This is a genomic window from Viridibacillus sp. d25.2 (genome assembly GCF_055456015.2).
Genome location: NZ_CM196652.1, coordinates 3,732,690 through 3,754,930, shown reverse-complemented (window position 1 = coordinate 3,754,930; position 22,241 = coordinate 3,732,690). Strand labels below are relative to the sequence as shown.

Annotated in this window: 14 protein-coding genes; 11 read left to right on the top strand and 3 right to left on the bottom strand. The window is 34.6% G+C overall.

Translation table 11 applies throughout. From position 1 onward, the window contains the following. Nucleotides 1–371: 371 nt before the first annotated feature. Nucleotides 372–524 (bottom strand): hypothetical protein, encoded by a 153-nt coding sequence (locus ACZLO7_RS18500; RefSeq protein WP_464937871.1) that lies wholly within the window; start codon nucleotides 522–524, stop codon nucleotides 372–374. A gap of 191 nt (nucleotides 525–715) precedes the next feature. On the opposite strand from ACZLO7_RS18500, the gene ACZLO7_RS18495 reads away from it, so the two are divergent. Further along, nucleotides 716–2,107: an aldehyde dehydrogenase gene (locus ACZLO7_RS18495; protein WP_464937870.1), complete on the top strand. Its 1,392-nt coding sequence runs from the start codon at nucleotides 716–718 to the stop codon at nucleotides 2,105–2,107. Nucleotides 2,108–2,212: 105 nt separating this feature from the next. On the opposite strand, the gene ACZLO7_RS18490 is transcribed toward ACZLO7_RS18495, so the two are convergent. Further along, nucleotides 2,213–3,790 carry a two-component system sensor histidine kinase NtrB gene (locus ACZLO7_RS18490; RefSeq protein ID WP_464937869.1) on the bottom strand — a complete coding sequence of 526 codons (1,578 nt, stop codon included), beginning with the start codon at nucleotides 3,788–3,790 and terminating at the stop codon, nucleotides 2,213–2,215. Between the two features lie 101 nt (nucleotides 3,791–3,891). Here ACZLO7_RS18490 and ACZLO7_RS18485 point away from each other — a divergent pair, with 101 nt between their 5' ends. The 8 genes from ACZLO7_RS18485 (at nucleotide 3,892) to ACZLO7_RS18450 (ending at nucleotide 18,080) form a co-directional block, all read left to right on the top strand. Next, complete coding sequence (locus ACZLO7_RS18485) at nucleotides 3,892–4,959, top strand: M42 family metallopeptidase (protein WP_464937868.1); 1,068 nt, start codon at nucleotides 3,892–3,894, stop codon at nucleotides 4,957–4,959. Continuing rightward, nucleotides 4,959–6,437 carry a UDP-N-acetylmuramoyl-L-alanyl-D-glutamate--2,6-diaminopimelate ligase gene (locus ACZLO7_RS18480; protein ID WP_464937867.1) on the top strand — a complete coding sequence of 493 codons (1,479 nt, stop codon included), beginning with the start codon at nucleotides 4,959–4,961 and terminating at the stop codon, nucleotides 6,435–6,437. The genes ACZLO7_RS18485 and ACZLO7_RS18480 overlap by 1 nt, the downstream gene beginning before the upstream one ends. Nucleotides 6,438–6,688: 251 nt before the next feature. Beyond that, on the top strand, nucleotides 6,689–8,551 hold the full coding sequence (locus tag ACZLO7_RS18475; protein ID WP_464937866.1) for a muramidase family protein: 1,863 nt from the start codon (nucleotides 6,689–6,691) through the stop codon (nucleotides 8,549–8,551). 440 nt (nucleotides 8,552–8,991) lie between these two features. Beyond that, the gene (locus tag ACZLO7_RS18470; protein ID WP_464937865.1) at nucleotides 8,992–10,566 is read left to right on the top strand and encodes a peptide chain release factor 3; all 1,575 of its coding nucleotides are present in this window, start codon (nucleotides 8,992–8,994) and stop codon (nucleotides 10,564–10,566) included. A gap of 771 nt (nucleotides 10,567–11,337) precedes the next feature. Continuing rightward, nucleotides 11,338–14,406, top strand: coding sequence for an efflux RND transporter permease subunit (locus ACZLO7_RS18465; RefSeq protein ID WP_464937864.1), 3,069 nt, complete (start codon nucleotides 11,338–11,340; stop codon nucleotides 14,404–14,406). Between the two features lie 19 nt (nucleotides 14,407–14,425). Then, a complete protein-coding gene (locus ACZLO7_RS18460) occupies nucleotides 14,426–15,511 on the top strand; it encodes an SDR family oxidoreductase (RefSeq protein ID WP_464937863.1) in 1,086 nt (361 codons plus the stop codon). A 278-nt stretch (nucleotides 15,512–15,789) separates the two neighbouring features. After that, the gene (locus tag ACZLO7_RS18455) at nucleotides 15,790–16,554 is read left to right on the top strand and encodes a MeeY/MeeF family manganese export membrane protein (protein WP_464937861.1); all 765 of its coding nucleotides are present in this window, start codon (nucleotides 15,790–15,792) and stop codon (nucleotides 16,552–16,554) included. A 176-nt stretch (nucleotides 16,555–16,730) separates the two neighbouring features. Beyond that, on the top strand, nucleotides 16,731–18,080 hold the full coding sequence (locus ACZLO7_RS18450) for a TrkH family potassium uptake protein (protein WP_464937860.1): 1,350 nt from the start codon (nucleotides 16,731–16,733) through the stop codon (nucleotides 18,078–18,080). Between the two features lie 141 nt (nucleotides 18,081–18,221). Here ACZLO7_RS18450 and ACZLO7_RS18445 read toward each other — a convergent pair whose 3' ends face one another. After that, nucleotides 18,222–19,970 carry a B12-binding domain-containing radical SAM protein gene (locus ACZLO7_RS18445; RefSeq protein WP_464937859.1) on the bottom strand — a complete coding sequence of 583 codons (1,749 nt, stop codon included), beginning with the start codon at nucleotides 19,968–19,970 and terminating at the stop codon, nucleotides 18,222–18,224. A 277-nt stretch (nucleotides 19,971–20,247) separates the two neighbouring features. On the opposite strand from ACZLO7_RS18445, the gene ACZLO7_RS18440 reads away from it, so the two are divergent. Then, nucleotides 20,248–21,693 carry an ATP-binding protein gene (locus tag ACZLO7_RS18440; RefSeq protein WP_464937858.1) on the top strand — a complete coding sequence of 482 codons (1,446 nt, stop codon included), beginning with the start codon at nucleotides 20,248–20,250 and terminating at the stop codon, nucleotides 21,691–21,693. 99 nt (nucleotides 21,694–21,792) lie between these two features. Then, nucleotides 21,793–22,239, top strand: coding sequence for a MarR family winged helix-turn-helix transcriptional regulator (locus ACZLO7_RS18435; RefSeq protein WP_464937856.1), 447 nt, complete (start codon nucleotides 21,793–21,795; stop codon nucleotides 22,237–22,239). The last annotated feature ends 2 nt before the right edge of the window (nucleotides 22,240–22,241 follow it).

The following is a 22,241-nucleotide window of genomic DNA, read 5'->3' as shown; positions in this document are numbered from 1 at the left end:
TAGAGGGAATATAAAGAATTGACAGTTTGGTGTATTGATAGAGAGGAGAAACATAATAAGGAGTTAAAAGTTAATTGGAGGAAGGATGATGGTATGATGGTTTATTAGATTAACAATTAGTGAGATGGTGTTATGTTTGAAGTTTCTTTCTATGTGAGAGTAACTATTGAGAGGGGATGATGGTTTTGTAATTTAAGGAAATTAAAACGAAGTAGGTAAAAAGTGTCTATAACAGTAATAATTTGGGTAGGCTGTTACTATACATACATTGTATTAATGTAATGTTGTTTTTAATTCAAAGAGCTTGGGTAAGAATAAATATATAAAAGTACGAGCTGCCCTTTTCATCAGACAGCTCACTTTGCTACACTTCATTCAAGATGCTGATCATTTTCTGAGGCTGTATCTTGGTATTGAAAGAATAAAAACGATTCATCCTCTAATTCCTCTTGTTTTTGCGGATGTAAGCCATGTGCTAATGGTCCTGTGAAAATTGGTTCCCACCATGTTTCTGTTTTCAACATGTAACATTCCCCCTTTTAGAAGTCTTCAACATTTGACAGCAACCTTCTTAAAAATGGTACAATTTGAGTCAGATAAGGCTCTTTTTCTTATGAAATTATGTAACACTTTTATTATGGATAAATCACGATGTATTTATGCAAGCTTATGAACAAATTTAGATAAATATTTTTTGTAAAATGGAGGTTATTTTATGGCTAATTTAAATACCTACGATGTAGAAGCAATGATTGCAGAACAACGGAAATTTTACTTTTCAGGAGCAACAAAAAGCTTGGCATTTCGTAAAGAACAATTAAAAAAATTAAAAGCTGCGATTGTTAGTCATGAGAAAGAAATTTTAAAAGCACTGCATAAAGATTTACGAAAAAGTGAATTCGAAGCGTATTCCACTGAAGTTGGGATTGTGCTAGATAGTATTAGCTATATGCAAAAGTATTTAGAGGAATGGTTACAACCAGTATCGGTACCAACTCCTTTTCATTTCCAACCAGGGAAAAGTTTTATCGTACGTGAACCATATGGGACAGTGCTTATTATTGGACCATTCAACTATCCATTTCAACTTGTCATGGAACCATTAATTGGTGCCATTATTGGAGGGAATACTGCTATTGTAAAACCTTCTGAAGCATCGGTACATACTGCTGAAATTATAAAGAAAATAGTGCAAGAAACTTTCCAAGGAAATTATGTAAGGATTGTTGAAGGAGAGAAGGAAGAAACAACTGCATTGATACATGCCTCGTTTGATTATATTTTCTTTACGGGAAGTGTAGCTGTTGGGAAAATTATTGCGAAAGCTGCAGCTGAACGCTTAACTCCACTTACGCTTGAGCTAGGTGGGAAAAGTCCTGCAATTGTAGATCAAACAGCCAATTTAGAAGTTGCTGTAAAACGTATTGCATGGGGGAAATTTACGAATGCTGGTCAAACATGTGTTGCACCGGATTATGTATTAGTACATGAGTCAGTAAAAGTACCTTTTATCCGTATTATGAAAAAGACACTTCAAAAATTTTACGGCAAAAACGCGCAAGATAGCTTGGATTATGGTCGTATTATTAACGAGCGTCAATTTAAACGTTTGCAAAATATTTTAGAGCGTGAACAAAGCCAAGTGCTATTTGGTGGTAACTATGATCGTGATGATTTATATATTGAACCGACCGTTCTACAAAATGTTACGTGGAATAGCCCTTCTATGGAAGAGGAACTATTTGGACCAATATTACCGATCATCGTTTACGATGATTTGCGAGTAGCTATTCACCAAATTCGACAATATCCGAAACCATTAGCTGCATACTTTTTCTCTGAAACAGAGAAAGCAATTCAGTATTTTCTTGATGAATTACCGTTTGGTGGTGGTTGTGTGAATGATGCAGTTACGCATGTAGCAAGTGTCTATTTGCCATTTGGAGGGGTCGGCAATTCGGGCGTTAATGCTTATCATGGTAAGGCAAGCTTCGAATGCTTTACGCACCCAAAATCCATTTTGAAAAAATCAACGAAGTTAGCAAATAATTTATTATTTCCACCTTATAAACAGAAAGTGAAATTAGTGAAAACCCTTTTAAGATAAGAATGGCGAAGAGCGTCTATTATTCGATTTTACTTACAGATAGTTAGTATAAATGAAAAAGCATTTCTAACGTGGTGTAACCACAAGAAATGCTTTTTATGTACATTAAACGTTAACACAAGGCAATTTAATTGTAATACTAGTACCTTTACCGTATTCACTATCAATTGTAATATGACCTTCATGTTCATGAATAATTTTCTCAGTTATCATCATGCCAAGACCAGTACCCTCAGCTTTTGTTGTATAGAAGGGTTTGAAAATGTGTTCAACAACTTCTTTTTTCATACCGCCTCCATTGTCCATAAAACAGATGCTACAAAATAGTTTGGCCGTTTTTTCTATCGTAACGATAATTTTTCCGTTTTTTTCTATAGCTTCTACTGCATTTTTTATTATATTAATAATAACTTGTTTTATTTGATTGGCGTCACCTTTGATCATCATATTATTAGTGTGCCAATTTTGAAGGAGTTCAATATTTTTTAATTGCAGCTCAGGTTGATATAACGTCAAGATATCTGAGATGACTGTATCGATTTGGAACACTTTTGGTTGCATTGCATGAGGTTTTGAGAGAACTAAAAACTCACTTATTATTAAGTTAATGCGGTCTATTTCATCATCAATTAAATTTGTATAAAATGCATACGGTGAATTCTTATCATTATTCATCATTTGGACGAAGCCAGAAATAACAGTTAATGGGTTACGTACTTCGTGGGCGACACCAGCGGCGATTTCTCCTATTGCTTTTAACTTTTCTGCTTGAATGATTAATTTTTCTGATTCTTTTTTATAAGAAATATCACGAGCAATAATGGATGTCGCAATAATTTTCCCATTATAATCATAAATAGGTGATAACGTCATTTGTACGTCGAAATAAGTGCCGTCTTTTCTCATATCTTTTGATTCAAGCATATCAAAGCTGCCACCATTCAAGAGCTGTTTACATCGTTCTTTTGCTTCGTTCACATATTCAGGAGCTACTAAAGGAACAGATTTTCCAATACATTCTCTCTTTTTCCAACCATATAGTTTCTCGAATGCGGGGTTAACGGTAATGATTTTATTATTTAAATCAAAAACAGCAATACTGTCTTTCGCATTTTCAAAAAATAGATTCAAGTAAGCTTCCTTAGACAGGAATGCCTTCTCTAAAGAATCTGAATGATTTTCCATCTTTTTCCATGAATTATTAATGTAAAAAGCTTGCATAAAACCTATTACAGCTACAAAAAGCAAGATTAAAGTAAAGAGAGTAATATCTGTATCAGTAATAGAACTACTGAAAGCTGTATAGCGATATTCTATTAGTAAAAAAACCTGAATAATAGTAACGATAAACATCGTTAAATTGATCCAAAAAGATCGATATATTGCTAGTAAAAAAAGTAGTAGAATAAGATAGATTAAATGATAAATATAATCAGTTTGCATAATCAATAATATACTAGAACCATTTAGTCCGATTATTAATAGTATCCTCATTACATATTCATTTATATGTAGGGCTGAACAAACAAGTAAAAGGACACAATAAATACTTGCAGTAAAGGGGAAAGGTATTTCATAATTCATCAAATGAATGCTACTAATAATGGCATGAATTATCATTCCAGCTATAAATAAAAATAGTACAAATTGATTTCTTTTGCGTAAAATAGTAGAGTGCTTCATAAAGACACCTCGAATTTGGTTATAATACCATCATACATTATTTAACGTTGTCGTAAAATGTCATATTTTGATATGATGAAAAGAATAAGGGAGGCTTTCAATTGACAAGCGATTTTAAAGAACAAGAAACCATTGAATTACTAAAGGAATTAGTGAATATTGCTAGTCCATCTGGGTATACAGAAGACATTATGAAATATATGTCTAGCCTATTAGAAAAGATGGGTGTTTCTTATAAAAAAACGAATAAAGGTGCAATAATTGCAACCATTTTAGGTAATGATGATTCTAAACATCGCCTCTTAACAGCACACACAGATACTTTGGGTGCCATGGTAAAAGAAGTAAAAGATAATGGGCGCTTGAAATTGTCTATGGTTGGAGGGTTCAACTGGAATGCTGTAGAAGGTGAATATTGTACCATCCATACGGCTAGTGGAGATAAGATTCGAGGTACGATTTTAATGCATGAAACGACAGTACATGTTTATCGTGAAGCAGGAAAATTACCTCGAAACGAAGATCATATCGAAGTTCGTCTCGATGAAAAAGTATTCAGTGCAAGTGATATTCGTACAAAAGGTATTGAAGTTGGGGACTTTGTATCTTTTGATCCGCGTTTTGAACTTACAGAGAGTGGTTTTGTTAAATCGCGTCATTTAGATGACAAAGCAAGCACAACTTTACTATTAAAATTACTTGAAAAATTATCAATAGAAAAAATTGAAATACCATATACAACACATTTCTATATTTCTAATAATGAAGAAATAGGTTATGGTGGAAACTCTAATATTCCATCTCAAACAGTAGAATATATTGCTGTGGATATGGGTGCCATTGGTGATGGGCAGACATCTGATGAATATACTGTTTCTATCTGTGCAAAAGATTCTAGTGGCCCATATCATTACGCATTAACTAGACAGCTTGTAGCACTTGCAAAAGACAATCATATAGATTATAAATTAGATATTTATCCATATTACGGCTCGGATGCATCGGCTGCAATTAGAGCAGGCGCTGATGTACGACATGCATTATTTGGACCTGGAATTGAAGCATCTCACGCATATGAACGTACACATATTGATTCACTTCGTCATACAGCAGATTTATTATTAGCATATATTAAATCGCCTATGATTGATGAAAAGGAGGCAGAATAATGCAAGCCACCGAATTACTACAATGTTTACCGATAAAAAAGGTAATTGGTCAATTACCCGAGAATGTAAAAGATATCGCGATTGATTCCCGAGGCGTACAACCTAAAAGTGTATTTGTCTGTATTAAGGGTTATACAGTAGATGGACATGACTTTGCACAAAAAGCGGTTGAAAATGGTGCAATTATTATTGTAACAGAGTACGAGTTAGAACTTAAAGGCGATGTAGCGCAAGTAATTGTAAGTAATACTAGTCGAGCTCTTGGACTACTTGCTGCGAAGTTTTTCGATTATCCTTCGAAAGACATGACAATGTTTGGTGTAACGGGAACTAATGGTAAAACGAGTGTTACATCTATAATTCGAGACATACTCCATGGATTGGGGATTAAAACGGCCTTATCTGGTACAATCGGTTTTAACTTAAATGGTGTCATGTATGAATCTGCAAACACAACAAGTGATGCCCTTAGTACACAGCAAATGATTTTCCGTGCAGCAGCGGAAGGCTGTCAAGGTATGATTATGGAAGTATCTTCACACGGTTTAGTAGAGGGACGTTTAGCAGGTGTCGATTTTGATGTTGCTATTTTCACAAATCTAACACATGATCACTTAGATTTTCATGGCACAATGGAAAACTACGGAAATGCAAAAGGTATGCTTTTCTCTCAACTTGGACAAGATCTTGAAAAGGATAAGGACGCCGTCTTAAATGCTGATGATCCATGGTCAGAAAAATATCAAGAATTAACACCATTCCCAATATGGACTTACGGTTTAAAAAATGATGCCATTTTTAAAGGTGTTAACTGTCAATATCATAATCATATGACTTATTTTGATATGGAAACGCCAGAAGGAACTTTCCCAGTTAAAATGCAATTACTTGGGGAATTCAATATCTATAATGTACTAGCAGCTACTGCCGCTTTATATGCAAGAGGCTATGCTATTGAAGATATTATTGAACAAGTTGAGGCAATCGAATCTGTAAAAGGTCGAATGCAAGGGATTCCAACAGGTGATTTGCCTATCTCAATTTTCGTCGATTACGCACATACACCAGATGCTATTGAAAAAGCAATTAACGCGGCAATGCCTTATAAAAAAAATAAAATGATTTTCGTCATTGGTACAGGTGGTAATCGTGATAAATCTAAACGACCTGATATGGCGAAAAAGGCTTCACTTTCAGATTACGTAATTTTAACGACAGATGATCCACGTTATGAAGAATATGACAGTATTTTAGCTGACCTTGAAAAGGGTATGACACATGATCAGTACACATGTATTGGTGACCGTGCAGAAGCAGTGAGAAAAGCTGTAGAAGTTGCTGAACCAGGGGATATAATAATTTTTGCTGGTAAAGGCCACGAAGATTATCAGATTATTGAGAATACAAAATATCCTCATAGTGATGCAGAAATAGCGCTAGAAGCAGCTCGTGAAAAATTTAAGTCATCAACTAAATAATGCTAACTATAATACGCAAACACTACAAATGTATTTATTTATTACATTTGTAGTGTTTTTTTAATCTGTCTGTAATAGATGGTAGGTATAATTACTTGTGGGATTATAGTTATTTTATATCTATATAATAATTTGTTTTTAGATATAAAGATGTTTTGTTATTTATGGTTTTTGGGTATAAGGGCGTGTATAAATGTTGAATGGGGGAGAGAAAGGTGTTTTGAAATTTATTATTTAGAACATCGTAAATTATGGATACAAAAAATCGTGCTAAAAGTTTATTAGTTGTTGGAATGACTGCGGTAATTGGGACATCAGCCTTGCCTGGAGTTGCAAAGGCAGATTTAATTGCTGAACAAGAACCATTAGTTAAAAAAAATACAGATATCGAACAAATGGAAACCAATAATCGGCCATTAACTTCTGGTGGTGAATTAACTGAAAAACCTCAAATTGAAAGCTCAAAAGATATAAGTGGACCAAAACCAGATATTGAACCATTAAGTACTTTGGATAAAACAATCCATAATGCTCAACACGAGCAAACATATACAAAAGTAGTGGAAGAAAATGTTTCACAACAAACTGTTGTAAAAACAGTTGCGCCTTATAGTAGTGGTAATATATCTACATTTATACAAACAATTGCGCCGACAGCTCAGACATTAGCAAAATCGAATGACTTATATGCATCAGTTATGATAGCACAAGCTGTTCTTGAGAGTTCATTTGGTACAAGTACTTTAGGAGCAGCGCCGAATCACAATTTATTTGGCATGAAAGGTAATTATCAGGGAGCTTATGTAGAGATGTTAACGTTGGAAGATGATGGTAAAGGGAATTACTATCAAATATCTGCTACCTTCAAGAAATACCCATCGCATACGCAATCATTACAAGATTACGTAAACTTGATCAGAAATGGCGTATCATGGGATGCTTATCGATACATGAAAGTATGGAAAAGTAAGACTACTTCTTATACTGATGCTACTCGCGCATTAACAGGTACATATGCAACGGATACGCTTTATGCTAGTAAATTAAATAACTTAATTGCAACTTATAATTTAACAGCTTATGATTCTGCATCGACTGCGGGAGATTCTTCAATGGGTGGATCGAATGATAAAAACGATTCTAATAGTTCACTAGGAAAAGCTGTTTACTATACAGTACAAAAGGGAAACACGTTATCTTTTATTGCTAAAAAATATAATACAACAGTAGCAACTCTGAAAAACTGGAATAACTTAAAATCCGACACGATTTATATAGGACAAAAATTAATAATTGGCAAAGGTGAAAAAGTTGAAAATGCAGGTCTAGAAGAAAATACAAATTCTAACAATCAAGTCACAATGTCAAACAAGTATTACACAGTACAAAAGGGAAATTCCTTATTTGTCATTGCGAAAAAATACAATACAACAGTAGCAAAGTTAAAGAGTTGGAATAATTTAAGGTCTGACACAATTTATATAGGACAGAAGTTAATCGTTAGTAAAAGTGGAAAAGCTGTAAATGCAGAACTAGGTGGAAAAACAACCTCAAATAGTCAAGCCGCAACATCGAACAAGTATTACACAGTACAAAAAGGAAATTCTTTATCTGTCATTGCGAAAAAATATAATACAACAGTAACAAAGTTAAAGAGCTGGAACAATTTAAGGTCTGACACTATTTATATAGGGCAAAAATTAATCGTTAGTCAAAAAACGAATGTTACTAATGATAAATCAAATAATATTGTTAATACTTCAACAAATAATAAAGTATCTTCTACCAACATGTATTATACAGTGCAGAAAGGTAATACTTTATATGCTATTAGCAAAGTCTACAATGTATCTATCTTAGATATAAAAAACTGGAATAATTTAAAATCCGACACAGTTTTAGTTGGACAAAAACTAATCATAAAACAGAAACTAACAAAGAATGCGGAAAATACTCAGCCAACTACTAAAGCTTTAAAATATACAGTTCAATATGGAGATTCATTATCTATAATTGGAAAAGTATACGGTGTCTCAATAGCAAAAATAAAAAGTTGGAACGATTTAAAATCGGATTTAATATATGTTGGACAAAAACTAATCATTAAAAAATAACGTGATCTAGTTAAGAGCATGCTAACTATGTATGCTCTTTTTTGTTATAATAATAGGGTTAAGAATGTATAACAGGATAAGCACATGGAGAATCGACTACAATAATAAAAAAAATAAATTGTACGTCACGATTATCGAATGTAGTCAGTCAATGAAGAACTTATATTGACAACTAAATTCGGTTCAGTCTGGCTTAACATTTTTAGTTTTATGATGAAACATTATGGACAGAAGGAGACGGAAAAATGTAGGGTTAAGAATGTATAACAGGATAAGCACATGGAGAATCGACTACAATAATAGAAAAAATAAATTGTACGTCACGATTATCGAATGTAGTTAGTCAATGAAGAACTTATATTGACAACTAAATTCGGTTCAGTCTGGCTTAACATTTTTAGTTTTATGATGAAACATTATGGACAGAAGGAGACGGAAAAATGAGTTCTAATCTTGAACAAGATATATTATCTCGTCGTACTTTTGCCATCATCTCTCACCCGGATGCTGGTAAAACTACGATAACTGAAAAGCTTTTGTACTTTGGTGGCGCAATTCGCGATGCAGGTACAGTTAAAGCGAAAAAAACAGGTAAATTTGCTACTTCTGACTGGATGGAAATCGAAAAGCAACGTGGGATTTCAGTAACATCTTCAGTTATGCAATTTGATTATAATGGTCGCCGTGTCAACATTTTGGACACACCCGGACACTCAGATTTCTCAGAAGATACGTACCGTACGTTAATGGCAGTAGATAGTGCAGTGATGGTTGTGGATGCAGCAAAAGGTATTGAGGCACAAACATTAAAACTATTCAAAGTTTGTCGCATGCGCGGTATTCCTATCTTTACATTTATTAATAAATTAGATCGTCAAGGTAAAGAGCCACTTGAGTTGATGGAAGAACTTGAAGAAGTTCTAGGCATTGAATCATATGCTATGAACTGGCCCATTGGTATGGGTAAGGAGTTCTTAGGAATTTACGATCGTTATAACAAACGAATCGAGCAATTCCGCACGGAGGAAGAGGAGCGATTCTTACCAATTGATGAAAACGGTGAGTTAGCCGTTGAACATGATATGAAGAAAACCTCTTACTACACACAAGCGATGGAAGACATTATGCTTCTAAATGAAGCTGGAAATGACTTTTCAGCAGAACGTGTAACAAGAGGAGAGTTAACACCTGTATTCTTTGGTTCTGCTTTAACAAACTTCGGTGTACAAACATTCTTAGAAACATATTTGAACTTTGCACCAACACCACAACCGCGTCTAACAGAAGATGAGCAAATTATCGAACCTTTAGATAAAGATTTCTCAGGTTTTGTGTTTAAAATTCAAGCGAATATGAACCCAGCACACCGTGACCGTATTGCTTTTGTACGTATTGTATCTGGTGAATTTGAACGTGGTATGAATATGACTTTATCACGTACTAATAAATCATTTAAAGTAACACAATCGACTCAGTTCTTAGCTGATGACCGTGAAACAGTTGATAAAGCCGTAGCTGGAGATATTATTGGTCTTTATGATACAGGTAACTATCAAATTGGTGACACCGTTGTTGGCGGTAAAAAAACATTCCAATTTGAAAAACTACCACAGTTCACGCCAGAATTGTTTATGAAGGTAACGGCGAAAAACGTTATGAAATCAAAACACTTCCATAAAGGTATTTTACAACTTGTGCAAGAGGGTGCTATCCAATATTACAAAACTTTGCATACGGAAGAAGTTATACTTGGAGCAGTTGGTCAATTACAATTTGAAGTATTTGAACACCGTATGAAGGCTGAATATAACGTAGATGTTCGTATGGAACCAATGGGCTCGAAAATAGCACGTTGGATTCAAAATGAAGCAGACGTTAAAGAATCTATGACAGGTCCTCGTAGCATGCTAGTACATGACCGTTATGAAAATCTTGTTTTCTTATTCGAAAATGAATTTGCAATGCGCTGGTTCCAAGATAAAAACGAAAATATTGAGTTATATAGCTTATTATAAGGACTCAAATTCAGTCGCCCTACCTAGTTGGAGGGCGACTGAAAAACTAACGTTTTTAAAATGTAATGTTCTTCAATAGTCAACACCGACACTTTTTGTTCGATTTTGAACAGAAAGTGTCGGTGCTTTTTTTGTATTTCCCATATTCTTCATTTAATAGCTTCAAAATACGTTTCAAATTCACTGCAAATATTGTTGTAGCTCCTTGGACTCCCAAGCCAAATGTCCATACCAGTATCTTGTTTTTATATGCGTTGCATCTTGTATGTGAAGCGGAAAGAATGAAAAACTCAATAAAAAGATAAACTAGTTGATTGGAGTGCAGGCGGCGACTCCTCGGGGAACCAGCGAACATTTTGAGACCCCGCAGGAGCGTTAGCGACGAGGAGGCTCAAGGTTCGCCCCCAGGAAAGCGTCCGCCGGAACGGAAATTAACGGCATCGAAGAAAAAGCCATGGCAGAAACGATTAATCGTTCCGCCATGGCTAAAATTCATTTTATGGACTTTTTCAGTGCTCTATTTAGTTGGGGCGACTTTTTTATGTTATTTTTGAGAAACAGTGACACTTCTATAAATGATTCTTCATAATCTTTTTCGATATTAATTTTAAAAGTTTCTCTATCAGCTATAACTCTTGCTAAACATGTCAATATTATGTCTGTTAAATGGCTTGATAAAAGTCTGAAAAAAATTTATTATCTGAAAAATATTTGTGGTTATATCAATAATTCAATATGATTAAAAGAATGAGTATATAAGGGGCGAGTGCAATGAAGATTAGTGATTTTTCTATCAAGAGGCCAGTTTTTACAATAGTGACGATGTTGCTTGTAATTATCTTAGGAGCAGTATCTTTTTTTAAAATCCCGGTAACCCTAATTCCTGAGCTAAATCCGCCAATTGGTGTAGTCGTTACAAATTATTCAGGAGCTAGTCCAGCTGAAGTGAATGAAAAGGTAACAAAACCTTTAGAACGTACACTATCAACCTTACCGGGGATTAAATCGATACAATCGACTTCTCAAGAGGGCGCAAATTTTATGATGCTTGAATTCAATTGGTCGACAGATATTAATAAAATACAAACAGATGTGTTACAACGAATAGATCAAACTCCTATTCCATCTGATGCTAATCGTCCACAATTTCTAAAGTTTGACCCAGCTCAGTTTCCAGTTATTCAACTGACATTACAAGCAACGGGTGACAATCAAGATATCCGTATTTTAGCAGAAAGACTAGAGCAAGATTTACTACGAACTGAAGGTGTTGCTAGTGTAAATACTTCAGGAACTCTTATTGAAGAAATGCGTATAACCTTAGCTAAGGACAAGCTTGTTAAAAACGGTTTAACACAAGCAGATATTGTACAAACAATTCAAGGGAACAATATTTCACTACCTGGAGATCCTATTGAAACAGGTAAAGGACAGCAACTGACTGTCAGAGTGTTAAGCACGTTAACCTCTGTTAACGATTTAAAGAGACTTATCGTAAAAACAAACCCTTTAAATGGAGAGGAAATAAAATTACAAGACATTGCTAATGTAAAAGTGGCTGAGCAGCCTACTGCAACAATTACTAGAGCAAATGAGCATCCAGCTGTCTTAATGTCCGTCTTACAAGAATCGGGTGCTAATACAGCAGAAGTTTCAAAGAATTTTCAGGCCGCGTTAAATACTTTATTAGCTCAAAAGCAGTATGAAGGAGTAAAGGCAGATATATTATTTGACCAAGGGGATTATGTAAAGTTAGCAATTAATAATATTGGTTCATCGCTTATTTACGGTGGTATTTTCGCTATGCTAGTTTTATTTGCCTTTTTGAGAGGCATTCGTAGTCCAATTATTATTGCTGTAGCAATCCCGTACTCAGTTATCGTGACTTTCGTTCTTATGTATTTTGCAAATTTTTCATTGAATATATTAACGCTAGGGGCACTAGCTTTAGGGATTGGTATGCTTGTAGATAACGCCATAGTAGTAATCGAGAATATTGAACGACATCTAGGGATGGGCAAAAGCTCAAAGCAAGCAGCATCTGAAGGAACGAAAGAAGTAGCATTAGCTATTATTGCATCTACCTTAACGACAGTTGCAGTGTTTGTACCAGTAATTTTTATAACAGGTTTAATTGGTAAGATTTTCACTGAGTTTGCATTGACGATTTCTTTTAGCTTATTTGCATCTTTAGCTGTTGCGTTAACGGTTGTACCTATGATGGCTGGCCATTTGTTGAAGGTAAAGCCAGGAGATACGGAAGAAAAGCGTAGTAATTCTAAAAGGTATACGGCATTTAAAAATTCAGTTGAGTGGGCAATCAAGCATAGACTTTTAGTGCTTTCTGTAACGCTATTGTTACTTGTTCTATCGGTTTTTGGAATATCTCGTACTGGCATGGAATTTTTACCATCTACCGATGAAGGATTCTTTTCTATTTCTGTGAAACTTAAAAATGGCTCAGCACTTTCTAAAACGGAAGAAGTGGTTAAGTTAATTGAGGAGAGATTAAAAAAAGAAAAGGATGTTGAAGTTTACGTTAGTTTAATAGGAGGGAATCAGCAAACGCAATCGCGAGGAAATTCTAAAGCAAATGAGGCTGAACTTTCTGTCAAACTAGTAGCACTTAATGAGCGAAAGCGTTCTGTATTTGAATTTATAGATGATGTACAAAAAGATGTTCAAAAAGAAGTAGGAAATAGGGCAAATGTTAGTTTTAATATGCAAGCTGCTTCAGGTTCAACTCCTAATACTTTAACATTTAGAGTGTCTGACACAGATCATAGCCGCCTTAAGCAAGCTGTGGCAGATATTCAGAAGAAAATCGAGGCAATTTCAGATATTACTGAAGTTGAAAATGACCTCAATAATACGGTAGAAGAAATACAAGTAAATGTAAAGCAACAGAAAGCAGCCCAATTAGGCTTTGTGCCCTCTCAAATTGCACAGACCGTACAACAAATGACAAAAGGTGTCACAGCAACACAAATTTTGACAGACCAAGATAGAGTGCAGTCAGTTGTTGTGAATTACGGAAATGCATTTAAAAACAGTATAGAGCAATTAAAGAAGCTGCAATTGCGTAGTGCTACAGGTGAATTTGTTGACTTACAGGATGTAGCTGAAGTTGAAGTGAAAAAAGGACCTGTGTCCATCCGGCGTACGGACCAATTGCCATCCGTTGCCTTTATTTTGAAGTATAAATCATCACAAACGTTAACTGGAGCGGGAGAACAAATTGATAAAGTAATTAAAGAGCTTAATCTTCCAGACAGTACATCGATTAAATTTAGTGGAGATCGTGAATTGTTTGATGATTCGATTAACGATATGATTTTAGCTATTGCATTAGCAGTAGTACTTGTTTATATCGTGATGGCTGCTCAATTTGAATCATTTAAATATCCATTTGTCATCATGTTCACTGTTCCATTAATGATTATTGGTGTTGCACTTGCTTTAGTGTTAACGAATACGCCAATTGGGGTGACCGCCATTATTGGTATCCTTGTTTTAGTTGGAATTGTTGTAAATAATGGGATTGTTCTTGTCGATTACATTAATCAGCAAAAGGCTGCTGGTACACCATCTTATGAAGCGATTGTCATTGCTGCTAGAGATCGTTTAAGACCTATATTAATGACTTCTTCAACGACTGTTCTAGGATTGATACCTTTAGCTATTGGTTTAGGTGAAGGAACCGAAATGAATCAACCGATGGGGATTGCTGTAATCGGTGGATTAGTAAGTTCTACATTATTAACTCTCTATATTGTACCGATTGTTTACAGTTTATTTGATCGCGAAACACGTTTTTTGCATAAGAAAATGAAGGCATAATAACTAAGGGGTGGATGGGGTGGCTACAGGTTTTTTTACGGGATTTCCAGGTTTTATAGCTAGCCAAATTATTCGTACAGCTTTTAAACATGATAAGTACGATAAAGTATATACCGTTGTATTAATAACGGAAAAACAAAGAGCAGAAGCTGAAGCGGAACTTATATTAAAAGACTATCCAGATAAGAAAATAACTATTATTGTAGGTGATATTACATTTCCAAACTTAGATATTAACGATGATCAATTTGAGCAATTATTGAATGATGTTGACGTCGTTTGGCATTTAGCTGCTATTTATGATCTAGCGGTACCAAAAAAGGCTGCTTGGAAAGTAAATGTTCAAGGTACATCAATGGTCAATGCTTTTGTTAGACAGATAAAAAATATACAGCGATATATGTATTTTAGCACGGCATATGTTGCAGGAACCCGTGAAGGGATTTTAAGAGAAACAGAATTAATCCGTCCAACAAGTTTCAAAAATTTCTATGAAGAAACGAAATTCGAAGCAGAAATATTAGTAGAAGAATTAAAGACAATTGTTCCAATAACAATTATTCGACCTGGTATTGTAAGAGGACATTCACAAACCGGAGAAACGGTTAAATTTGATGGGCCGTATTTCTTTTTGAATATGATTGATCGGTTAAAATGGCTCCCAATCATTCCATATATCGGTCAATCAGATGCCAGATTAAATGTGGTACCTATAGATTATATAACTGAAGGTGCTGTCTATTTGAGTACGTTTTCTGAAGCGACCGGACAAACAGTGCATATGACTGATCCAAATCCTCATCCTGTTCAGGAAATATATAGAGCCATGGTACGTTCTGTAACTGGAAAGAAACCAAAAGGGCGACTGCCACTGAGTCTTGCAAGAAGATCGATGAGCATTTTACCTATACGTAAAGCACTTGGAGTTGAGTATGAGACGCTAGATTATTTAACGTGGAATGCATCATTTGATACGAAGATAGCAGAGAGACTTTTAGCTGAATCTTCTATTCAATGTGCGGATTTCGTTGGGTCAATCTCTACGATGGTAGAGTTTTATAATGAACACAAAAGGAACAAAGGCTATCAGATTCAAATTAAGTAAAATGTAAAGCTATCTTCATGGAAAAATAGTATTTTTGCCTAGAAAAAAGTTTACATCGATAATTCTTTTAGCTATAATAAAAATACAAACAAACTTAATTACTTTTGACATTTTGTCAAAGGGGAGTAGCTATAGGGAAACCTACCTCATAGTCGTCATTACATGGTTTAATAGCCATCGGTTATGAGAGCAAATGAATTTTTTTAATTGCTAAGCGAGACCTTTGCCTTTTATTAGGCATGGGTCTTTTATTTTTGTTTGAAAAAGGAGGAAATTGGATGGACGCGATATTATTGGAATATGCATGGGTGCTATTAGTCCTGATTGTATTAGAAGGTTTATTAGCGGCAGATAATGCGGTTGTTATGGCTGTTATGGTTAAACACTTACCACCTGTACAACAGAAAAAAGCATTATTTTACGGCTTGTTAGGTGCGTTCATATTGCGATTTGCTGCGCTATTTATGATTACATTTTTAGTGAACTTCTGGCAAATTCAAGCATTAGGAGCGGCGTATCTACTATTCATCTGTTTCAAACACTTGTATGATCATTGGAAGAAAAAAAACCAGGGGGAAGAGGCCGAAGAGAAACAGGGTTCTGGCTTCTGGATGACAGTATTTAAAGTAGAGTTAGCAGATTTAGCTTTTGCTATTGATTCAATGCTTGCGGCAGTTGCCCTAGCTGTTACATTACCTGAACTAGGTGATTTACAAGTTGGTGGTATTAACGGCGGACAATTCGCAGTGATGTTCTTAGGTGGTATCATTGGTTTAATCATTATGCGTTTTGCAGCACAATGGTTTGTTAAATTGCTACAATCTTATCCATCATTAGAAACAGCAGCGTTTTTAATTGTTGGATGGGTTGGCGTAAAACTATTAGTATTAACATTAGCACATCCAAAAGTAGCAATTTTAGAAGAAAATTTCCCACATTCAACTGTGTGGAAAATGACATTCTGGATTGTACTTGTTGTTCTAGCAGTAGGTGGCTACCTTGTAGGTGTTAGTAAAAAGAAAAAAGCAGATGTAACTAAATAATTTACTAAACCCTATTTACCAAGTGAGCGGTGAATAGGGTTTTTCTGTTTGTGAAAAGGGTAGAATAGAGTAGAAAGAAAAGTCTCTAGGGAATATCTTTAGGTACTTTCCTTTTCCCTGACTTTTTCATACAATAGGAAGTATCTTGCTCTCAAGAGTGAAAGGATTCGATTTATTTGGGTTTTACTAAAGATATCAATCGACGGGCAACACCATTCCAGGCGATTGTTTCATATTACTTTATAGCGATTGCTATTTCTTTTGTCCTTTTAAGATTACCGGGTGTACATAAATCTGGTGTAGAAGTTTCATTACTAGATTCTTTATTCACGGCAGTTAGTGCAGTCAGTGTTACCGGTTTGACAGTTACGAATGTATCTGAAACGTATTCAATTTTTGGTATTGTTATGCTACTGCTTATTTTACAATTAGGTGCAATTGGGATTATGTCTTTAGGTACCTTTGTTTGGTTACTTGTCGGGAAAAAGATCGGGATGCGTGAACGTCAACTTATTATGGTCGATCATAACCAAACGAAATTATCAGGTGTCGTGTATTTAATTAAAGAAATTGTGAAAATATTAATAACGATTGAACTTATAGGGGCTACCGTATTAACTCTTTATTTCGTACAGTACTTCGACAACTTTAAAGAAGCATTGATACATGGTATTTTCGGCGCCATTTCCGCAACGACAAATGGTGGTTTTGATATAACAGGGATGTCATTATTACCTTTCCATAGCGATTATTTTGTACAAGTAATCAATATGTTATTAATTACTTTAGGGGCAATTGGTTTCCCTGTATTGATTGAACTTAAAGCATTTTTGGAAAATAAAAATAGAAATTTCCGTTTCTCATTGTTTACGAAAATTACTACAACTACTTATGCAGTGTTATTTCTCTTCGGTACTTTCGTAATACTTCTTATTGAATCGTTTCATGCATTTAAAGGGATGAGTTGGCATGAAGCATTTTTCTCAGCGATGTTTCATTCTATTTCAGCACGTTCGGCAGGTTTAACGACAATAGATGTCACGAAATTTAGTGAAGCGACAGATGTTTTTTTAAGCTTCTTAATGTTTATCGGAGCTTCCCCAAGTTCGGTTGGAGGTGGTATTCGGACAACTACTTTTGCGATTGCAATATTATTTTTAATTAATTTCGCAAGAGGTAAGGAAGAAATTCAAATTTTTAATCGTGAAATTCACATTGTTGACGTGTATCGCTCATATGTTGTAATCATTTTAGCTATAGCAATGGTAATTGTTGCAACTATGATTTTATTAATCACTGAGCCGGAAGCTACATTGACGCAAATTGTATTCGAAATTACATCGGCATTCGGAACATGTGGTATGTCGCTAGGCTTGACAGAACATTTATCACCAGTTGGAAAAGTAATCATGATACTACTTATGTTCATTGGTCGAGTTGGTCTTATATCCTTCTTATATTCTCTTGGAGGTAAGGCTAATCGAACCAAATATCATTACCCAAAAGAACGAGTAATTATTGGGTAATCCACAAAAATCGCCTACGTTCTAACATAATGTTAAGAACGAGGCGATTTTTTAAAATTTATAGTACTATCACTTTTAGTAACAGACATAAGAAAAGCAGAGCAAAGGCCAATATGTAATGGCGTTTGCTCTGCTTTGTTATTAAGAAATGAGAGTGCTTGGTATAGTAGTAAAGTAAGGTTTGTTATCTTTTCTGAAGTAAGTTAATAAATAACCATTTTGTGCTGCAAGCTGACCATTTTCTAATGCTTCATAATTAAGCGAGAAAGGAACAAGTAAAGTATGTTTATACAATTCTTTCTCATTTAATTGGAAAGAAGCAAATTCTTCTCCAGCAATTGCCGGGTTTTCACGTAACTGTTGGAAAAGTTTTTTTGATTCTTCATTAGAAACTCGTTTATTCCACCAAATTTTACGAGGCTGGAATTGTTGGACTGCTAAATAATCAAGTTGCATTAAGTTAGTTACGAATTCTAAATTGACGTTACCACGGTCATGTAAGAATTGAAGTAAACGGTTAAATAAATCTTCAAGCTGATGTCCTATTCTCGACCATGCCCGTTCTTCCCAATAAGTACCGAATTGTTGGAAGAAGTCGAATGGGGATTCGAATACTTCAGTTACTAGATATTCAACAGTACGATCCATACGATGATCGTTCCAATATTTTTCTAACACATCTTCTGCTTGTTTAATACGTAAAATGTCATCAAATGTTAATAAGTTGTTGGCGAAAATTTCATAAGGTGCCATATCAACGTATTCATAGCCATATTCTTTTGCTTGTAAGCGTAAACCTGTCCCTCGGAGTAGTTTTAAGAAACCTAGTTGTAATTCTTCAGGACGCATTGCAAAGACATCATTAAAAGTTTGGCGGAAACTTGCGTAATCTTCTTCAGGTAGCCCTGCGATTAAGTCTAAATGCTGATCAATTTTTCCACCTTCTTTGACCATTGTAACCGTACGAGATAGTTTTTCGAAATTTTGTCTTCGTTTAACAAGTTCATTTGTTAAGTCATTTGTCGATTGAACACCTATTTCAAAGCGGAATAGCCCTTTAGGTGCGTTATCATTCAAAAATTGAATTACTTCAGGACGCATAATGTCTGCTGTAATTTCAAATTGGAAAACTACACCTGGTGTATGCTCATCAATTAAAAATTGGAACATTTCCATTGCATAACTTCGGCTAATATTAAATGTACGGTCAACGAATTTAATCGTTCTAGCACCATGCTTCATTAAATAACGAATATCTTCTTTTATCTTTTCACGGTTAAAATAACGGACTCCAACTTCAATAGATGATAGGCAGAATTGACAGCTAAATGGACATCCTCTACTTGTTTCTATATATGAAATTCGTTTTGGGATATCAGGAATGTCCTCTTCTAAGCGATAAGGACTTGGCATTTCGCGTAAATCGACTTTTTTAGGCTGAGGATGAATAACAACTTTGTCATCTTTTAAGTAGCAGATTCCAGGGACATCTTCAAGCGGTAGATCACCATTCATGTGGAAAAGGAGCTGTTTAAACGAATATTCCCCTTCTCCCATGATGATATAATCCACGTCATTAAGTCGACGAAGCCAATCATGCACATCATAAGATACTTCAGGACCACCAAGAATTATTTTCGTATTAGGACTAATTTTTTTTAGCATTCGAATGACGCGAATTGTTTCTTCAATATTCCATATGTAGCAGCTAAAACCCACGATATCCGGTTTCTTTTGATAAATATCAGAAACAATATTAAAAGAAGGATCTTTAATAGTGTATTCAGCGATAATTGGGTCGAATTCGGGTGCGGAAAATGATTTTAAATAGCGCAATGCAATATTTGTATGGATATATTTTGCATTTAATGTTGCTAGTACTATGTTCATATTAGTGAACTCCTTTGAAAAACAGCGTACTGTAGGCTGTTATTAATGAGAAAGTAACATATGTGTAACTGTTATAGATTGTAACAATATTGAGAAATTTCTGCAATATAAGTATAAAGGCCTATTCCTAAATATTATTTTTTGTGGAATAATCTGAATATTATATAAAATATTTGTGTCTTTATTGTGATCTTTTTATTTTCGATTATATATGAATACTATTTTAATAGGATGCATAGGGTTATAGAAGTAAACGAAAGGTACGGTGAAACAGCGTATGACGAGTAGTATTAATCCAACGTTTGACTATTTATTTAAGGAAATAAAAGACCCACTTACAATTTTAGATACTAATTTCAGAATGGTTAAAATTAATAATCCTGCGAAGGAAATGTTAGCTATCGACCTAGATACGGATTTAGAATCCATTGTAGAAGAGTCTTTTAAAGCAGATTGGCAACATTTTATTCATCAGCTAATCAACGAAAAGCATGCAGCATGCGTGGTTAATTTAAATATAAATCAAAGTATAATTGAAGGAGTTAGAATTACCGGCTTCCATTATACTAAATATAATGTCATGATGGTACGATTTGAGCAATCTACTGTAAAATTACCGACTTTTAATTTATTGAATGATAGTGAGAAGAAATTTAATCATGTGTTTAACTATTCTACGAATGGCATTATATTAACTGATAAAAATGGCTATATCTTAGAAGTTAATAATCAGGCAGAGGAATTATTACAAGTGTCTAGAAAGAGCCTTCTCGGTAATAAATCATCTGTTTTATTGGACATATTCCAAGGAAACACAAATGAAATTTGTCATTTTATTGAAAATCTATCAACGACAGGTAAAGCAGAGCATACTTTTAATCTTCAGTTTGCAAATGAATACACAAGGTATCTTAATATTGTAAGTACCTACGATGCGATGTCAGATCTTCACATGACTGTTATTCGTGATGACACAGAAATGATGAACTTAAAACATCAAGTTGAACATCAAGATTCTCTAAACATACTAGGTGAACTTGCTGCGAGTATAGCACATGAGATACGTAACCCTATGACTTCATTAAAAGGTTTTACTGAATTATTGAAAATAAGTGCAAGTGAGGAAAACCGACGTTATTTATCAGTTATTGATAGTGAACTTGAGAGAATGGAAGCGATTCTCAACGAGTTTTTAGTATTGTCTAAACCGAAAGAATGGACAAAGAGTATGCTATCTTTAAGTGACATTGTAACTAAAGTTCTTGAGCTAATGCTACCAAATGCTTTAATGAAAAACGTAAATATTATTTATAACAAACCGGATTTTGAACCGGGATATATATACGCGGATGATTTTAAAATCAAACAAGTACTTATAAATCTAATAAAAAATGCTATTGAAGTAATGCCAGATGGTGGAGAAATAACGATTACCCAAACCTTTGACTTTATGGGGCAGATGAAGCTGACAATTAAAGACTGTGGTTCAGGAATGAGCGAGCTTGAAATGCAGAAGATTTTCATGCCATTTTATTCCACTAAAAGAAGTGGGACAGGTCTTGGTCTGCCATTCGTGTTAAAAACAATTGAAGAGCACGGTGGTAAAATTGAAGTATCTAGTGAATTACAAAAAGGGACAAGCTTTGAGATTACATTACCTTTAGGAGTTGACCCTTCAATTCCTCAATATGAACCAAAACCAGAAAGCTTATACACCAGCTAAAAGGGTGTATAGGTTTTTCAGTGTCTATTTTGACAAAGCTTCAGCATTATCGATATAATAGCTTTAAATCAAGATAATGGATATGAAGGATGAATTGAAATGACATCAGAAGAAATCAAACAATCGTTAAAACTATTTATCGTTTTATCGAGAGCAAATAAAGCAATAAATGAATGCACACATCAATTTTTTCAAGATAATGGGCTTAACCCAACAGAATTTGCAGTTTTGGAGTTGCTTTTTCATAAAGGACGACAACCATTACAAAAAATAGGGAATAAAATTCTTTTGGCAAGTGGGTCAATTACATATGTAATTGACAAATTAGAAAAAAGAGGTTTCATAAATCGTATATCTTGTCCTTCAGATCGTCGTATCACCTATGCTGAAATTACGACTGAAGGAGAAGCTTTTATGGATGAATTGTTCCCAAGACACGAAGAACAATTATACGAGCTTACTAATGCCCTTTCGTCTGAAGAAAAAGATCAAGCAATTGCATTATTAAAAAAAATGGGTCTATCTATAAAAGATTTATCTTATTAAAA